Source organism: Hypericibacter terrae (assembly GCF_008728855.1).
Classification (GTDB): Bacteria; Pseudomonadota; Alphaproteobacteria; order Dongiales; family Dongiaceae; genus Hypericibacter; species Hypericibacter terrae.
Genome location: NZ_CP042906.1, coordinates 1,169,990 through 1,185,464 on the forward strand (window position 1 = coordinate 1,169,990; position 15,475 = coordinate 1,185,464).

Annotated in this window: 14 protein-coding genes; 7 read left to right on the plus strand and 7 right to left on the minus strand. The window is 65.1% G+C overall.

What is annotated here, in order from left to right:
- Positions 1-43 precede the first annotated feature (43 nt).
- Positions 44-667: a CDP-alcohol phosphatidyltransferase family protein gene (locus FRZ44_RS05455; RefSeq protein ID WP_225308556.1), complete on the minus strand. Its 624-nt coding sequence runs from the start codon at positions 665-667 to the stop codon at positions 44-46.
- Between the two features lie 404 nt (positions 668-1,071).
- Here FRZ44_RS05455 and FRZ44_RS05460 point away from each other — a divergent pair, with 404 nt between their 5' ends.
- Positions 1,072-1,464, plus strand: a complete 393-nt coding sequence (locus tag FRZ44_RS05460) for a hypothetical protein (RefSeq protein ID WP_151176225.1) — start codon at positions 1,072-1,074, stop codon at positions 1,462-1,464.
- Between the two features lie 246 nt (positions 1,465-1,710).
- Here the strand turns inward: FRZ44_RS05460 and FRZ44_RS05465 are convergent, their stop codons facing one another.
- Positions 1,711-2,298 carry a hypothetical protein gene (locus FRZ44_RS05465; protein ID WP_151176226.1) on the minus strand — a complete coding sequence of 196 codons (588 nt, stop codon included), beginning with the start codon at positions 2,296-2,298 and terminating at the stop codon, positions 1,711-1,713.
- Positions 2,299-2,414: 116 nt separating this feature from the next.
- Between FRZ44_RS05465 and FRZ44_RS05470 the strand changes: the two genes are divergently transcribed.
- Positions 2,415-3,536, plus strand: a complete 1,122-nt coding sequence (locus FRZ44_RS05470; RefSeq protein ID WP_151176227.1) for a hypothetical protein — start codon at positions 2,415-2,417, stop codon at positions 3,534-3,536.
- 82 nt (positions 3,537-3,618) lie between these two features.
- Here the strand turns inward: FRZ44_RS05470 and FRZ44_RS05475 are convergent, their stop codons facing one another.
- Positions 3,619-4,002 (minus strand): response regulator, encoded by a 384-nt coding sequence (locus tag FRZ44_RS05475; RefSeq protein ID WP_151176228.1) that lies wholly within the window; start codon positions 4,000-4,002, stop codon positions 3,619-3,621.
- 270 nt (positions 4,003-4,272) lie between these two features.
- On the opposite strand from FRZ44_RS05475, the gene FRZ44_RS05480 reads away from it, so the two are divergent.
- From FRZ44_RS05480 to ettA, 5 genes are all read left to right on the plus strand, one after another.
- The gene (locus FRZ44_RS05480) at positions 4,273-5,613 is read left to right on the plus strand and encodes an exonuclease domain-containing protein (RefSeq protein WP_151176229.1); all 1,341 of its coding nucleotides are present in this window, start codon (positions 4,273-4,275) and stop codon (positions 5,611-5,613) included.
- Positions 5,614-5,625: 12 nt separating this feature from the next.
- Entirely contained in the window at positions 5,626-7,071 is a 1,446-nt protein-coding gene (locus tag FRZ44_RS05485) for a DUF294 nucleotidyltransferase-like domain-containing protein (RefSeq protein ID WP_151176230.1), read from the plus strand.
- Positions 7,072-7,398: 327 nt separating this feature from the next.
- Complete coding sequence (locus FRZ44_RS05490; protein ID WP_225308557.1) at positions 7,399-8,133, plus strand: type IV toxin-antitoxin system AbiEi family antitoxin domain-containing protein; 735 nt, start codon at positions 7,399-7,401, stop codon at positions 8,131-8,133.
- The gene (locus FRZ44_RS05495; protein WP_151176231.1) at positions 8,130-9,593 is read left to right on the plus strand and encodes a nucleotidyl transferase AbiEii/AbiGii toxin family protein; all 1,464 of its coding nucleotides are present in this window, start codon (positions 8,130-8,132) and stop codon (positions 9,591-9,593) included. Before FRZ44_RS05490 ends, FRZ44_RS05495 begins: the two co-directional genes overlap by 4 nt.
- Positions 9,594-9,798: 205 nt before the next feature.
- Positions 9,799-11,481 carry an energy-dependent translational throttle protein EttA gene (gene ettA, locus FRZ44_RS05500; RefSeq protein WP_151176232.1) on the plus strand — a complete coding sequence of 561 codons (1,683 nt, stop codon included), beginning with the start codon at positions 9,799-9,801 and terminating at the stop codon, positions 11,479-11,481.
- 166 nt (positions 11,482-11,647) lie between these two features.
- On the opposite strand, the gene FRZ44_RS05505 is transcribed toward ettA, so the two are convergent.
- The 4 genes from FRZ44_RS05505 to FRZ44_RS05520 form a co-directional block, all read right to left on the minus strand.
- Positions 11,648-12,271 (minus strand): MlaC/ttg2D family ABC transporter substrate-binding protein, encoded by a 624-nt coding sequence (locus FRZ44_RS05505; RefSeq protein ID WP_151176233.1) that lies wholly within the window; start codon positions 12,269-12,271, stop codon positions 11,648-11,650.
- Between the two features lie 4 nt (positions 12,272-12,275).
- Positions 12,276-13,055 (minus strand): MlaA family lipoprotein, encoded by a 780-nt coding sequence (locus FRZ44_RS05510; RefSeq protein WP_225308558.1) that lies wholly within the window; start codon positions 13,053-13,055, stop codon positions 12,276-12,278.
- A 419-nt stretch (positions 13,056-13,474) separates the two neighbouring features.
- Positions 13,475-14,500 carry a dipeptide ABC transporter ATP-binding protein gene (locus FRZ44_RS05515; RefSeq protein WP_151176235.1) on the minus strand — a complete coding sequence of 342 codons (1,026 nt, stop codon included), beginning with the start codon at positions 14,498-14,500 and terminating at the stop codon, positions 13,475-13,477.
- Positions 14,497-15,474 carry an ABC transporter ATP-binding protein gene (locus tag FRZ44_RS05520; protein ID WP_151176236.1) on the minus strand — a complete coding sequence of 326 codons (978 nt, stop codon included), beginning with the start codon at positions 15,472-15,474 and terminating at the stop codon, positions 14,497-14,499. The genes FRZ44_RS05515 and FRZ44_RS05520 overlap by 4 nt, the downstream gene beginning before the upstream one ends.
- Position 15,475: the final 1 nt, after the last annotated feature.

Below are 15,475 nucleotides of genomic sequence, written 5' to 3' on the forward strand. Positions count from 1 at the left end.
TATTTTCCGAAGGAATGAGCGGAGGGCAAGAGACGGCTCCGGATCAGGCGGGTGTCTTGCCGCGCGCTTCGGCGAGCCCGGCGCGAACCCGATTGACGATCGTGACCGCGAGCGCCAGCGCCATCAACGGCATGACCCAATGTAGCCAGTCGGGCCGGGGGCCCCCGACGCCGATCCATAGACCCAGCGCGCCGAAGGCCAGCGCCCGGTCGCTCTTGCCGAACGGTCCGTCATAGCGGCGCGAGGCACCCAGCGTGAGGCCCTGCAGGCCGGCCATTTCCGAGACGGCAGCCAGAAGAATCACCAGCCCGACCTCGAGCGCGCCGAAGGGCGCCACAAGCGCGAAAGGCGCATAGAGCAGCGCGTCGGAGACGACATCGGTGATCTCGTTGAGATAGGCGCCCAGCTGGCTCTTCTGCCCGAACTCGCGCGCCAGCATGCCGTCCACGGCATTGAGCGCCATGCGCAGGAGCAGCCAGACGGGGATCAGCAAAAAGAGAACGGGATGGCCCGGCCCCCAGACGATCAGCAGCAGCCCGACCAGGATCGAGCCGAGGCAGGCCGCCAATGTCACCTGGTTGGCGGTGATGCCGCCGGCCGCCATCCGCCCAACCATCGGGCGCAGCAGTGCCTGGAAGCGCGGCTTCAATGTATAAAGCGTCGCCACTCCTATCCCCCTCGGCCCGGAAGCCCGGCCGTGTTCCCCGCCGGCGCCGCGAGGTCCCGATCGTGGGATCCCCGCCATCGCCGCCTCGATCCTCGGTTGCTCCGGCCCGGTTCGCAACTGGCGCATTCATAAAGCATCGGGGCGGTCTGGGGCGAAAATTAGGCGCCTGAGGGGCCGGCGAGGGGCGGCTCTGGGAGGAAATTCCGCCGATCCTGCCAGAGTGGATAGGTTTTTTGCCTGCTCTGTCGCGGTTTCGGTTTTTCGCCTTGCCTGGAACGACGGGCCCGTTGAAACAATTGCAACCGATGACGGGGCGAGTCGACATAGACCCGACATCACGATGTCCGATGCTGGATGTCCAACACCGGGCGAGGGGTTCCCCCACGCCCCTCAGGAGGTTTGAGATGGGTTTGAACGAAAAGCGGAAGGTGAAGGAGCTTCAGGACGTCACCCTTCCGGGGCGGTCCAAGGAAATCGAAGAGATCTGCGGCAAGGCCATTCCCTACGAGGTCGATTGGCCCAGCGTTCAGGACAGCGCGGAAGCTCTCAACTTCATGGACAATGTCTCCTGCCACCGCCTCAACATGGCGCTGCGCATGATCTGCCAGGACGACATGGGCAAGGAAGCGGTGCGCGACGGGCTGAAGACGATCAAGCTGAAGAACGTGGCCGACAAGTCCGCCAAGAAGCTGAGCTTCGCCGGCGGCGTGCTCGAGATGCAGTGCGCCTGGGCGCAGGGCCTCGATGGCGCCTTCAGCGACAATGAGATCCGCGCGCTGCTGACCGAGAAGCTCTGAGGGGAAAGGGGGCGGAGAGACATCAGGTAGAGGTCACCGCCCTCTAACGCCCTATCGTCACCCCGCCGAAGGCCGGGGAGATGAAGGAGCGCCGGTTAACTCATATCGTCATCCCCGCGAAAGCGGGGACCCACGTCGATCCAGCGACGTCGGTTGAGAGTTGGGTCCCCGCTTTCGCGGGGATGACGATAGGGCGGTTGCGCCATCGCGCGATTTTTATCCTTCACCTCGATTCAAGGCATCCCGCTACTCACACTTCGTCTTGCTGCTGGGATAGGCCTTGACCGCGATCAGTTTCTTCCCGTCCCAACGATAATAGGCGATGCCTTCCTTGCTTTCGTCCTCGTTGGGTGCGCCCAGCACGGCGATGAGGTCGCTGTCGGGCCGGAAGCGCAGCGCATCGTAATCCGGCGCCGTCTCGTCGGACGCGGTCCCGACATTCATCACGCTGATGGCCCGCAGCTCGGGCGGAAAATAGACGTGCCCGTTCCTGGCGTCGAGGATGCCGAAATCGAGGCAGGCACCGCCGCAGCCCCAGCCGACGATGGTGAAATGGCCGGCGAAGTTCGGTCCGTCCTTGGCCCCCTCACGCAGCGCCGTCTTGAATTCCTTGGCCTCCGGATTGCTGGCGAGGTCCGGCGCCGCCGGTTTGGCGATCGAAGCGACCGGCGCCGGAAAGGTCGAGAACGCCGGCGGATCGAGCGGCGCGACATCGTTCATGGTGATGGGAAGGCAGCCGGTGAGGGATTGGGCCAGGCTCGGGCCGGCCAGGATTGCGGCCGATGCGAGAACGCACAGGCCCAGGAACTTCTTCATGTTAAGAATGGAATCCATGGTTGATTCGTCGGGCGGCGGCGGATCGAGAATCTCTTTCGATCGAACGAGAGCCGGTGCCGCCGGCGAATTATTCGACGGAAATTCCTTCCTTCGCAAGTCAGGTCCCGCTTCCTTTGCGCTATCTCCTCAATCTTCCGATCCTCGTGGCGGCCTTCGGCGCCGGCCTCTTCCTCTATCTCGCGGTCCTGTCGGACAAGCCCGCGGGCGGCGACGCGCAGATGGGGGCTGCCCTTGCCATTGTCTTCGCGGCCTTTCTCTACACCGTCGGTCTGGCGGTCGCCCTGATCGGCTGCGTCGCGGCCGGCGGATTCGATTGGATCCCGGTCGACGGACGCGGCCTGCGATTCGTCATCGTGATTGCGGGCTTCATCGCGATCGGCCTGCTCTGTTTCGCCTCGATCAGCATCACCATGGAGACGACCGGCTCGGACCAGCGCTGGAGCCATGGCGTGGTGGTCGCGGCCCGCTGGGTCGCGATCGGCATGCCGGCGATCCTGATCCTCTATGCGGCCTGGGTCGTCAACGCGCCGCTCGAGCTTCGCGCCGCCGCGGCCGGCCGCTATGGGCTCTTCGCCGGAATCGCGATTTTCGGCGCGCTGGCGGGCTTCGTGACCATCCAGGAGATGGTGCGCTGGAACCGGCAGGCGGCGGCCGACGCCGCGGCCGAACAGGCGCGCGAAGACGAGGCAGTCCAGGAGACGCGGCGAAACTTCGCGGCCCTCACCGACACCGACCCGCTCTTCACCTGGGACATCTATGTCGGCTACTACAATATTCCCGACGACATCCGCGAGAGGGCGCTGACGCGCATCGCGGCTCGGCCCACGCTCGAAACCGATCTGACCGAGGCGCTGGCCAGCGGCAACTCGCTCTGGGTGCAGGAGGCCCTGTCCCTCGTCGGCCGCGTGCCGTTCCAGCCTTCGAACCGCCTCTCGGAACCGGTGGCGCGGGCGATCGATCGCCTGACGAGCGAGCTGGCCGAGGAGGCCAAGGTGGGAAACCCCGACGGCGACCAATATATCGACCATTACCGCGCCAGCCTGTTGTCGACGGTGCGCGAGGCCGCGGTGAAGATGGCGTCGGGGGCCGGGCTCGATCTGTCGGACCGGCTCGACCGGCTGCAGACGGTGGTGATCGAGGGCTATCCCAAATCCAGTGCGGCCTCGACCTTCCCGGGCGAGGTCTCGGCGGCGAAGAAACAGATTGCGGCGGCCCTGGCCGCGCGAACGCCGTAGAGCGGGTCGCAGGAAAAACTGCACCGGTTTCTACCGGTGCCGGCAAGCGAGATCGGGTGTCGGTCTTTCTTCCGCGCCGGTTTCAGCGCGCGTCGCCCAATGCTGCCAGCATCTCCGCCAGCCGCACCGGCTTGCGCAGGGTCATCACCGTGCCGAGGCCCTTGGCCTCCGCGAGCGTGCGGGCGATCTTCGAGTAGAGCGGGTTGAAGCCGCTGACGATGATGACTTTGACGTCGGCCTTGCGCTCGGCCAGCCAGTCGACGATCTCCGTCCCCTCGATCCCCGGCATCACCATGTCGAGCACCAGGATGTCGGGGGAAAGCTCCTCGAAGACGTCCTGGAAGCGATTGGAATCCGTCAGCATCACGGCATTGAGATGGAGCATCTCGGCGGCGCTCTTCACGAACTCCGCGAAATCCGCATTGTCGTCGACGACGAGAACCGTCTTCTGCTGCGCTGTCGGCATTTTGGGCCTGCCCTGTCCCCCACCCTCAGGCCGACCAATGTTATGGTCAAGGCGGTTAACAACACTTGATGTCAAGCATGGGCTATCCGACCGGCCATGTCATCCAACCCTTTGGTCTTAACAGCATTTCTTCGCCCGCTTTATTGGATGCCTGACCAACGTGATGATGGCCCGGCGATTCGGCATTCCAAGCTTCGGCGATAAGGCCCAATCATTGCCGGGAGCCCGGCCCATGCCGGGGGCGGAAGCGCGGGGGGACGGATCCGCAGCATGATCGACAGGAAGGGCAGGCTCGGGCTGTTCTTGGCAGCGGCGGGGCTGGGGCTGCTGCTGGTCGTCCTGGCCGCATTGAGGTCCGGACCGGCCTCCTGGGGCGGGGGGACCGGTGTTCTCCTTGCCGCCGGCGTTCTGCTGGGTCTCGGCGGACTGGGGATGGCCTGGCGGCAAATCGCCGCCCATTTCACCCATCTCGAGCGGCTGCGTGCGACCGTCCTGCTGCTGGGCGACCAGGGTGTGCCCATGCCGCCGCCGCGCAAGGGGCGCCCCGGCGCTCTGGACCGGCTGGAATTGGCCATCGCCGAACTGGGCGGCCATGAGATCGCCCGGCGCGAATCCCGCGACCGCCGGCTGGGCGCCGTTCTGGGGGCCCTCGATCAGGCGATCCTGGTGGTGACCCCGCAAGGGCAGATCAGCCTGGTCAATGCCGCGGCCAAAAGCCTGTTCGGCGAACGGGTGGCGCCGGGCTTGAGCGTGTTCGAGCTGTTCGAGCGGCGCAGCTTCGCCCGCACCCTGGATGAGGCCGCCTCTGCGGCGGCGCCCCTGGAGGTGGAACTGCCGAGTGTCGGCGGCACACCGATCGCGGCGACAGTGACCGACCTGGGCGAGGAGATGGGCGCGCTCCTGCGTTTCGCGCCGGGGCAGGCGGCCTTCCGGCGTCATCTCGAACATGATCTGGCGCTGCATGATCGGCCGCCGGCCGGCCGATCCGTCCATCACGAGATGGTTCTGACCGAGCTGCCGATCCTGGTGTTCGATACCGAGACGACCGGGCTCGATGTCAGCAAGGACCGCATCGTGTCGGCGGGCGGCGTGCGCATGCAGGGCTTGCGCGTCTACCCGACCCACGTCTTCGACCTCCTCTGCGATCCGGGGATGCCGATACCGCCGCGTTCGACCGCGATCCATGGCATCACCGACGCGATGGTGGCCGGCGCGCCCAGCTTTGCCGATATCGCCGACCGCCTCGCGGCCGCCTGCCGGGACATGGTGGTGGTCGGGCACAATATCGGCTTCGACATGGCCATGATCGATCGCGAGATGAAGCTGGCGGGCCGGGAATGGGTGCGGCCCGTGACGCTGGACACGCTCAATCTCTATGCCGCACTCCGGCCCCGCGCGACCAAGCTCGATCTCGAGACGATCGCGGCCGATCTCGGCGTCGAGGTGCGGGGCCGGCACACGGCCCTGGGCGACGCGCTGATGACCGCCGAGATCTTTCGCCGGCTCGTGCCGATGTTGACCGGCGCCGGGATCGTGACGCTCTCGGCGGCGATCGGATTCGCCTTGCGACCGAAGGAAGTGGTGCGCCGGCAGCGGGCGGCGGGCTGGTAGGAGCGGCAGACAGTGGAACGCGATCTGATCGAACGGGTCGACGTCTATCCCTACCGTCATCGGGTGGGCGAGGCGATGTCGAGCCCGCCGGTCACGGCCGCGCCCGAGGCGCTGTTGTCCCAGGCCGCGCAATTGATCAGCGACCGGCGCGTGAGCTCGGTGCTGGTGGTCGACGGCGAGAAGCGCCTGGTCGGCATCGTGACCGAGTATGACGTGGTCCGGGCGATCGCCAGGGACGGCGGCGCCGCGCTCGATCGGCCGCTCGCGAGTCTGATGGCGCATCCGGTCGCCAGCGTTCCGGCCGATGCCTTTCTCTATACGGCGCTCGCCCGCATGGGCCGGCGCGGCATCCGCCAGCTCGCGGTCAGCGATCCCGTCACCGGCGAGCTGGTGGGCGTGATCAGCGCCGGCGCGCTGTTGAAGGAACGTGCCAATCAGGCGCTGATGCTGGGCGACGAGATCGCCGACGCCAGGAGCGGCGCGGAGATGGCCCGGATCCGGGCGCGGTTGCCGGCGCTCGCCCGGTCGCTGCTGCAGGAGAAGCTGTCGGTGCTCGACGTCGCCGCCGTGCTGAGCGCGGTCCTGCGCGATATCAGCGCGCGCGCCGCCGAGCTGGCCGCGGAGAACATGGTGGCCGAGGGCCGCGGCCCGGCGCCGGCTTCCTGGTGTTATCTGATCCTGGGATCGGGCGGGCGCGGCGAGAGCCTGCTGGCGGCGGACCAGGACAATGCGCTGGTCCATGCGGGCCGCGAAATCGAGGACGATGGCTGGTTCGCCGAGCTCGGCCGGCGCGCCTCCGATCTGCTCGACGCGGCCGGCATTCCCTATTGCCGGGGCAAGGTGATGGCCTCCGAATCCGCCTGCCGGCACAGCCTCAAGGGCTGGCAGGGGCAGGTGGCGGAATGGGCCCGCCAGGCCGATCCCGGCGCGCTCCTGTCGGTCGATATCTTCTATGACTTCCAGCCGGTCCATGGCGACCGCCGCCTGGCCGAAGCGCTGCGGCGGGATGCGATGGCGGTGGCCCAGGACCGGGCCCTGCTGGCCCGCCTCAGCGCCACGCTCGACACGCGGGTTTCGGCCCTCACCCTGTTCGGCGGGTTCCGCATGAGCCAGGGTCGCGTCGATCTCAAACGCGGCGGTCTCCTCCCGCTTACCTCGGGCGCCCGCATCCTGGCGCTCAAGGCCGGTGTCGCCGCGACCTCGACCTCGGCGCGGCTGGCGGGCGCGGCCACGGCGGGGCTGATCAACGCCAGCGACCTGGCCGGTCTGCAGGAGGCCGAGGAATTGATCATGCGGGCCATCCTCGAGCAGCAGATCGTCGATCTCGAAGGCGGCCGCGAGCCCGCGGCGCTGGTCGAGGTGCGGCGCCTGACGCGGTTTCAGCGGTCGAGCCTGAAACGGGCCCTGAAGCTCATCGCCATGGTCGATGTGATCGTCAAGAACGCGCTCGTGGGGTGAGCCGGACGAGGCGTTGAGTTCGGTGCGACAAGCTCACTCCATGGGCTATCGGGAGTTTTTCAAGCTATTGATAATAGTAGGTTTATTTGGAGATATATTGTGAGTGCTAAAGTTCAACGAATTAGAGAATTCTAGAGGTCACAGTATACCGATTTCAAAGCGAGGAGGGAGAAACTGGTATACTTTTAGTGCTAAAATTCCCTAATATAGGGAATTATGGCTACTAAAATATACCGTAAGACGCCTCGGCCTTCTCTGACCCGCTCTCATGGACGCCTCGCCGCCGTCCTGAGTGGCGCCGACCGGCTGATCCGCGTCGAAGACGTAATGGCGACGCTCTCGATGGATCGAAAAAGCGCAGCCAAGACATTGGCGCGCTGGTACGCGCAGCAGTGGTTGCAGCGCGTCGGGCACGGCCTCTACACGGCAATACCACTTGATGCCCGAGCCACCGGGCAAGTGCTGGAGGACCCATGGATACTTGTGCCGCCATTGTTCAACCCTGCCTACGTGGGTGGTTGGACCGCGGCCGAGCATTGGGATTTAACTGAACAGCTCTTCCGCGCCATCATCGTATTCACTACTAAGAATATCCGCACGCGCCGGCGCAATGTTCACGGCATCACATTCCTCTTGCGGCACATTCAACCGAACGCACTTTTTGGCACGCGCAATATCTGGCGTGGGCAGGTCAAGGTGCAGGTTTCGGATGCCCACCGCACGATCATCGACATGCTCGCAGATCCAGCAGTCGGCGGTGGTATCCGCCATGTTGCCGATTGCTTCGCAGCTTACTTCCAGCTCAAGGAGGCGAGCCCGGAAACGCTCATCCAGTATGCCGAGAAGCTCGGCAACGGCGCGGTCTTCAAGCGCATGGGTTTCCTCGCAGAAACGATTCCGAACCATAGAGCACTCATAGAAGCTTGCCGCGAGCGGTTGACGCAAGGTAACGCGAAGCTCGATCCAGGGCTTGAATGCCCACGTCTCGTTAGGGCGTGGCGGCTCTGGATTCCGAAAACCTGGGCCGCGGTGCGACTCTCAGCAAAGGAGCGGCCATCATGATCGATCGCCGCGAACTCATGCTGCTTGCCGAAAACCTCGGTTTGCAGCCGCAGGTGGTCGAAAAGGATTATGTGCTCGGCTGGCTCCTGGCCGGCATTCGCGCCAACGCCGACCTTGGCGAACATTGGGTCTTTAAGGGCGGGACATGCCTCAAGAAGTGCTATTTCGAAACATACCGCTTCTCGGAGGATCTCGACTTCACGATCACCAGCGAGGCCCTGCTCGACCAGGTATTCCTGACCAAAGCGTTCGCTGACATTTCGGCCTGGATATACGAAGAAGTCGGCATCGAGATACCCGCCGAACGTTTGCGGTTTGACGTGTTCCGCAATAAGCGGGGCCGATTGGCGGCCGAGGGACGGGTATATTATCGTGGCCCTATTGCGCCCCGAGGCGGTGACCTTCCCCGCATCAAACTTGATCTCACGACAGACGAACTTCTGGCGTTGCCGCCGGTCGAGCGGCCCGTCGTTCATACCTTCTCCGACGAGCCCGAGGCCGGGATTACGGCCCGTTGCTACGCCTTTGACGAAGTCTTCGGCGAGAAGGTGAGAGCGCTTGGTGAGCGCGCCCGGCCGCGCGATCTCTATGACGTGATCAACCTTTTCCGGCATGACGATCTTCAGCCGCAGCCAGGTGCCATTCTTGATGTGCTGAAACGAAAGTGCGACTACAAAGGCATCCAGTTGCCAACTCTGGATACAATCAGGGCTTTCCGTGAGGAATTGGCTGGGGACTGGCAGACGATGCTGGCACACCAGTTGCCTGCTTTGCCGCCGCTTGAGTCGTTTTGGAACGCTCTACCAGAATTCTTTGCATGGCTGGCTGGCGGTTTCCGTCCGGCCATGCCGCAAGCCTATCCGCTCGCTATCGGAGAAGAAACTTTACGGCAGCCACTTGGTGCTCTCTCTGGTCCCGGCATGGTGGCATCCGCATTGGAGATCGTCCGATTTGCAGCCGCAAATCGACTCACAGCCGAGATCGACTATGTAAAGGAAAGCGGCGAACGCACGACGCGGGAAATTGAAGCTTATTCGCTTCGCAGGACGAAGGCCGGCGATATCGTGCTGCACGGCTTCGACATTAGCAGGAATGATCACAGAAGCTATCGGACGGATCGTATACGCGGCGCGCGCGCGACCGGGCGCGTTTTCGTTCCAAGGTATGCGGTGGAACTCACGCCAAGCGGCAAGCAGGAAATCCCCCCAATGGCACAACCCGCTTCGAGGGCGACCTCCAGCAGAGGCTTTGGAGGAATGACGAGGCGCTCTCCCACACAATCGCCCTACAGATCCGCTACCTCGAAGCGGCAGGCTTCCGGACCCACCTATGTCTACCAATGTCCCCTGTGCTCAAGGAGATTCCAGCGAAAGAGCCAGGACACCGCTCTGCGTGCCCATAAGACTCCGGATGGTCGGGATTGCTCTGGTCGAATCGGCTTTCTAGCCGAAATCCGCTGAGATACTGGGATGGAAGGCAAGGCAGGTACCGTCTTTCTCGAACTCCGTACCGCAGATCTGGGGATGGCAGCCCTGCCCAAAGGCCGCTTTGCGGGAAGGCCGGCTTTGCGTTAAGAAGACCGCCTTTCCCGGGCCGGGCGCCGATATCGACGGGCTGCGCCCTCCGGGTTCCCGACCAGGGTATGAACCGAGGAGCGTAGGGCCGATGGCCGCCTACCAATACATCTATGTGATGAAAGGCCTGACCAAGGTCTATCCGGGCAGCCGCAAGGTGCTCGAGGACATCTGGTTGAGCTTCCTGCCCGGCGCCAAGATCGGCGTGCTGGGATTGAACGGCTCGGGCAAATCGACCCTGCTGAAGATCATGGCCGGCATCGAGAAGGATTTCGCCGGCGAGGCCTGGGTGGCCGAGGGCGCCTCGGTCGGCTTCCTGCCGCAGGAGCCGCAGCTCGATCCCACCAAGGACGTGGCCGGCAATGTGATGGAAGGCCTGGCGCCGATCAAGAAGCTGGTCGATCGATTCGAGGCCGTCAGCATGAAGCTGGGCGAGGACATCTCGGCCGACGAGATGGATAAGCTGATCGCGGAGCAGGGCGAGCTCCAGGAGAAGATCGACAACGTCAACGGATGGGATCTCGACCGGACCATCGAGATCGCGATGGACGCGCTGCGCTGCCCGCCCGGGGACGCCGCGGTCGACAAGCTCTCCGGCGGCGAGCGCCGCCGCGTGGCGCTCTGCCGGCTCCTGCTGCAGAAGCCCGACATGCTGCTGCTGGACGAGCCCACCAACCATCTCGACGCCGAATCCGTCGCCTGGCTCGAGCGCTTCCTGCACGACTATGCGGGCACCGTCGTGGCCGTGACCCACGACCGCTACTTCCTCGACAATGTCGCGGGCTGGATCCTCGAGCTCGATCGCGGCAAGGGCATTCCGTGGGAAGGCAACTACACCTCCTGGCTGGAGCAGAAGGCCAAGCGCCTCGAGCTCGAGGAGAAACAGGAGACCAACCGGCAGCGCACGCTGGAGCGCGAGCTGGAATGGATCAAGCAGAGCCCGCGCGCGCGCCAGGCCAAGAGCAAGGCGCGCATCACGGCCTATGAAAGCCTGGTCGCCAACAGCGCCAAGCAGGCGGCCGAGGCCGGCACGCTGACCATTCCGCCGGGGCCGCGCCTGGGCGATCTGGTGATCGAAGCCACCGACCTGAAGAAGGGCTTCGGCGACCGGCTTCTCATCGAGAATTTGAGCTTCAAGCTGCCGCCGGGCGGAATCGTCGGCGTGATCGGACCGAACGGCGCCGGCAAGACCACGCTCTTCCGCATGATCGTCGGGCAGGAGACGCCCGATGGCGGCACATTGCGGATCGGACCCACCGTGAAGCTCGGCTATGTCGACCAGTCGCGCGACACGCTCGGCGCCAACAGGAGCGTGTGGGAGGAGATTTCCGGCGGCTCGGACGAACTCGATCTCGGCGGGCGCAAGGTTCCCAGCCGCGGCTATGTCTCGAACTTCAACTTCAAGGGGGCCGACCAGCAGAAGAAGGTGGGCCAGCTCTCGGGCGGCGAGCGCAACCGGGTGCATCTCGCCAAGATGCTGAAGTCGGGCGCCAACCTGCTGCTGCTCGACGAGCCCAGCAACGATCTCGACGTCGATACGCTGCGGGCCCTCGAGGAGGCGCTGCTGGATTTCGCGGGCTGCGCCGTGATCATCAGCCACGACCGCTGGTTCCTCGACCGCATCGCGACCCACATGCTGGCCTTCGAGGGCGAGAGCCAGGTCGTCTGGTTCGAGGGGAACTACGCCGACTACGAGGTCGACCGCCACAAGCGCCTCGGCGCCGAAGCCGACCAACCCCACCGCCTCCATTTCAAGCCGCTGACGCGGGGGTAGGGAAGGTTCTTCTTTCTTCTCCCTCACATCGTGAGGGAGAAGGTTGCGCAGGCTTAGTCGAGGCGAAGCCGAGACTTAGCCGGAGCTGGATGAGGGTGCTTCTCGCCCCCTCACCCTGACCCTCTCCCCCCGCTGCGCGGGTGGAGAGGAAAGAAACTTGTCTGACTCACCCCGCGTTCATCTGCGCGGTCTTCTTGCGCAGCGCGTCGATCAGGCTGGCGACCTTGCCGCCATTGTTCTGGATCACCGAAGCGAATTCGGAGCGGTGCGTCTCCGACATGCTGATTCCTTCGATCTTGAGATCGAGGATCTTGTAGCTGTCGCCGTCGTCGCGCATCAGCCAGTCGAGGCGGGCGGTCTGGCCGTTGGGCCGGGCGATCAGGGTCATGACGGTGTGCAAGCCCTCGCCTTCGTCGCGCACGCCCGCGGTGGTGAACTTCTCGCCGGCATACTGGCCGAAGCGCTGGGCGTAGTTGCCGACCAGGAAATCCTCGAACAGCTTCTGATAATCCTGCTGCTCCTCGGGCGTCGCCGTCTTCCAATAGCGTCCGAGCACGGTCTTGCCGATGGCCGGCACGTCGAAATTGGCGACCAGCAGCTTGCGGAAGCGCTCGGCCCGCTCGGCCTTGGTGATGTCGCTGCCCACCAGCTGCGCCAGGGCCTCGTCGCCGAGCTGGCGGATGAATTCGGCCGGATCGGCCGCGGCGGAAGCGCTGCGGACGAGAGGCCCGGTAAGGGCGACGGCGGACAGGGCCGTGGCCCCGATGAGAAGGGCGCGGCGGGCGATCATGGGATCAGGGCGCCTCGGACGTCTGGGGGTCGGTGATGTAGTCGAGGACCGAAACGGAATCGGGCGGCGGCGCGCCGTTGCGAATCTCGTCGTCGCGATGCTGACGGTAGAGGCTGCGAATGGTGGCGTAGTAATCGATGGCACCCTGCTTGATCTCGTCCAGCGTCTTCAAGTTGCGGGCGCGCAGATCGACGGCATCCAATCCGGCCCGAACGAAACCCAGATAGCTCAGATCGTACATCGGCAGGATCCAGGTAAGCGGATCCATCGCCATATCAACCCCGCGGCCAGTCGCATCACGCGGATTTGACGGCCCCAGGATCGGCAGCACGAGATAGGGGCCCTCGCCGGTCCCCCACACGGCCAGCGTCTGGCCGAAATCCTCGTCGTGATAGATCAGGCCGAACTCGCTGGCCACGTCGAACAATCCCGCGATGCCCAGGGTGCTGTTGATGAAGAAGCGCGCCACGGTGATGCCGGCGCGGTCGAGATCGCCCTGGAGCAGGTCGTTGCCGAGGATCACGGGGGTGCGCAGATTGTTCAGCGCATTGCGCACGCCGTCCTGGGCGAAGTTCGGCAGCAGGATGTAGTACCAGCCCGCGAACGGCTTCAGGATCAACTCGTCCATGGCGTTGTTGAGATCGAAGAAATAGCGGTTCATCGGCTCGAGCGGATCGTTGCGCTCGTCATAGGCGGCTTTTTCGTCCGGGTCCGTCGGGACCGTCGCGCAGCCATTGGTCAAAGCGAGCAGCGCAAACCCCGCCGCCGCCACGATAGCCTTCAATCCACCGCACCGCATCGAACGCCGATCCCCAAATACCGCGCCCATACCCGTCGCGGAACCTCGTGACGCTCAAGGTCGGACGAAACCGCCGGGCGCCGGGGCAAAACCGCCCCCTTCGCCTGATGTTCCCGCGACAGAGTTCACGGTGATCCCCCTAGCGAGGGTGGCATCTGACCGTTAACCAACCCTGTATGAACGGCCGTCACGAGGCCCCACCCTCGAACCGACGGTCGCTCCTCCCGGATCCGGAGCACGCCATCTATCCTCATTAACCATCTTATTCCAAGGCGTATCAGACGGCTAGGCGCTCCCGAGGCCGCTGCCGGGACCGACTGTGGCGCAAAAGTCGCAATGCCTGTCGCAGGATAGCCGGAACGGGCCGTGGCCCTTCTCCGGCCACAGCCGGAAGGGCTGCCAGGTCAAGCCGGCGGCCTCGCCGTCGCCGGCGTTTCGCCGACCGATTCGGCGTAGTGGCAGGCGACCAGGCGGCCATCGACCAGCCGGGAGTCGGGGCGTTCGCGGGCGCAGCGCTCCCTCGCCAGCGGGCAACGGCGATGGAAGGCGCAGCCGGGCGGCGGGTTGAGGGGCGACGGCAGCTCGCCCTTGATCGCCGTGCGCAAGCGGCGATGCGCGGGATCGACCGCCGGCGTGCTGGCCAGGAGCGCGCTGGTATAGGGGTGGCGCGGATGGGCGAAAATCACGTCGCGGGGACCCTGCTCCACGGGGCGGCCGAGATACATCACCATCAGCTCGTCGGCGATATGCTTCACCACGCCCAGGTCGTGCGAGATGAAGAGATAGGCCAGGTTGAACTCGGCCTGGAGATCCATCAGCAGGTTCAGCACCTGGGCCCGGATCGAGACGTCCAGCGCCGAGACCGGTTCGTCCGCGACGACCAGCCTCGGACGCAACATGAGCGCACGCGCGATGGCGATGCGCTGGCGCTGCCCGCCCGAGAACATGTGCGGATAGCGCTGATAGAATTCCGGCCGCAGACCCACCTTCGCCATCATCTCCTGGGCTGCCTTGCGCCGCGCCTTGGCGTCGAGGCTGGTGTTGATGACCAGGGGCTCTTCCAGGATTGCTCCCACCTGTTTGCGCGGGTTGAGGGAGGCGTAGGGGTTCTGGAACACCATCTGCACGACGGGCCGCAGGCGCTTCAAGGTCTCGGCGTCGGCCTTCTCGACCGGGCTGCCATCGATCAGGAGCCGGCCCGATGTCGGCCGCTCGATCATGGTCACCATGCGGGCAAGGGTCGATTTTCCGCAGCCGGATTCGCCGACCACGGCCAAGGTGCGTCCGGCCGCGACAGTGAAGCTCGCGCCGGCGACGGCACGAAGGATGTGCCCGCTGTGGAACATGCCGCCGCCGACGATATAGTCGCGGGCGAGGTCCTGCGCCTCCACCAGCGCCGGCGCCGAGGCGACTCTCGCCGGGGTGGTCATCGCGCGCCACCCATGTTGAGCGGGAAATGGCAGCGCTTTCGTCCCATGGCGATCGTGCCGTCGAACTGCGGCACCTCGCGAATGCAGCGCTCCTGCACATAGCGGCAGCGCGGATGAAACAGGCAACCCTGCGGCCGGTCGTAGATGCCGGGAACGACGCCGGGGATGGTCGCGAGGCGTGTCTTGGCGGCGCTGCGCTCCGGCAAGGCATCCAGCAGCGCGGCCGTGTAGGGATGGTGCGGACGCCGGAACAGCCCATCGACCGTCTGCTCTTCCACCTGTTGGCCGGCATACATCACCATCACGCGCTGCGCCGTTTCGGCGACCACGCCCATATCGTGGGTGATGAGCACGAGCGCCATGCCGCGCTGGCGCTGGAGCTCGACCAAGAGCTCCAGGATCTGCGCCTGGATCGTGACGTCGAGCGCGGTGGTTGGCTCGTCGGCGATCAAGAGGCGCGGATTGCAGGCGATCGCCATGGCGATCATCACCCGCTGGTTCATGCCGCCCGAAAGCTGATGCGGAAAGGCCCCGATCCGCGTCTCCGGCGCCGGGATGCCGACCTGGCCCAAGAGCTCGATCGTGCGGCGCTGGCGCTCATGGCGCGTCCCGCCCTCATGGACCTTCAGCGTCTCCATGATCTGGAAGCCGACGGTGAAGCAGGGATTGAGGCTCGTGCCCGGCTCCTGGAACACCATGGCGATATCCTTGCCGACGATGCGCCGGCGCTCCGCCGCCGAGATCGCCAGGAGGCTGCGGCCGGCGAAGTCGAGGCGGTCGGCCATCACCTTGCCGGGCCAACTGATCAATCCCATCAGCGCCAGCATGGAGACGCTCTTGCCGGAGCCGGATTCGCCGACGATGCCCAGCACTTCGCGCTCGTCGATGGTGATGTCGATCCCGTCGACCGCGCGGAACGGGCCGCGATGGGTCTGGAACTCGACGACGAGGTTGCGCATCTCGAGGAGCGGCATG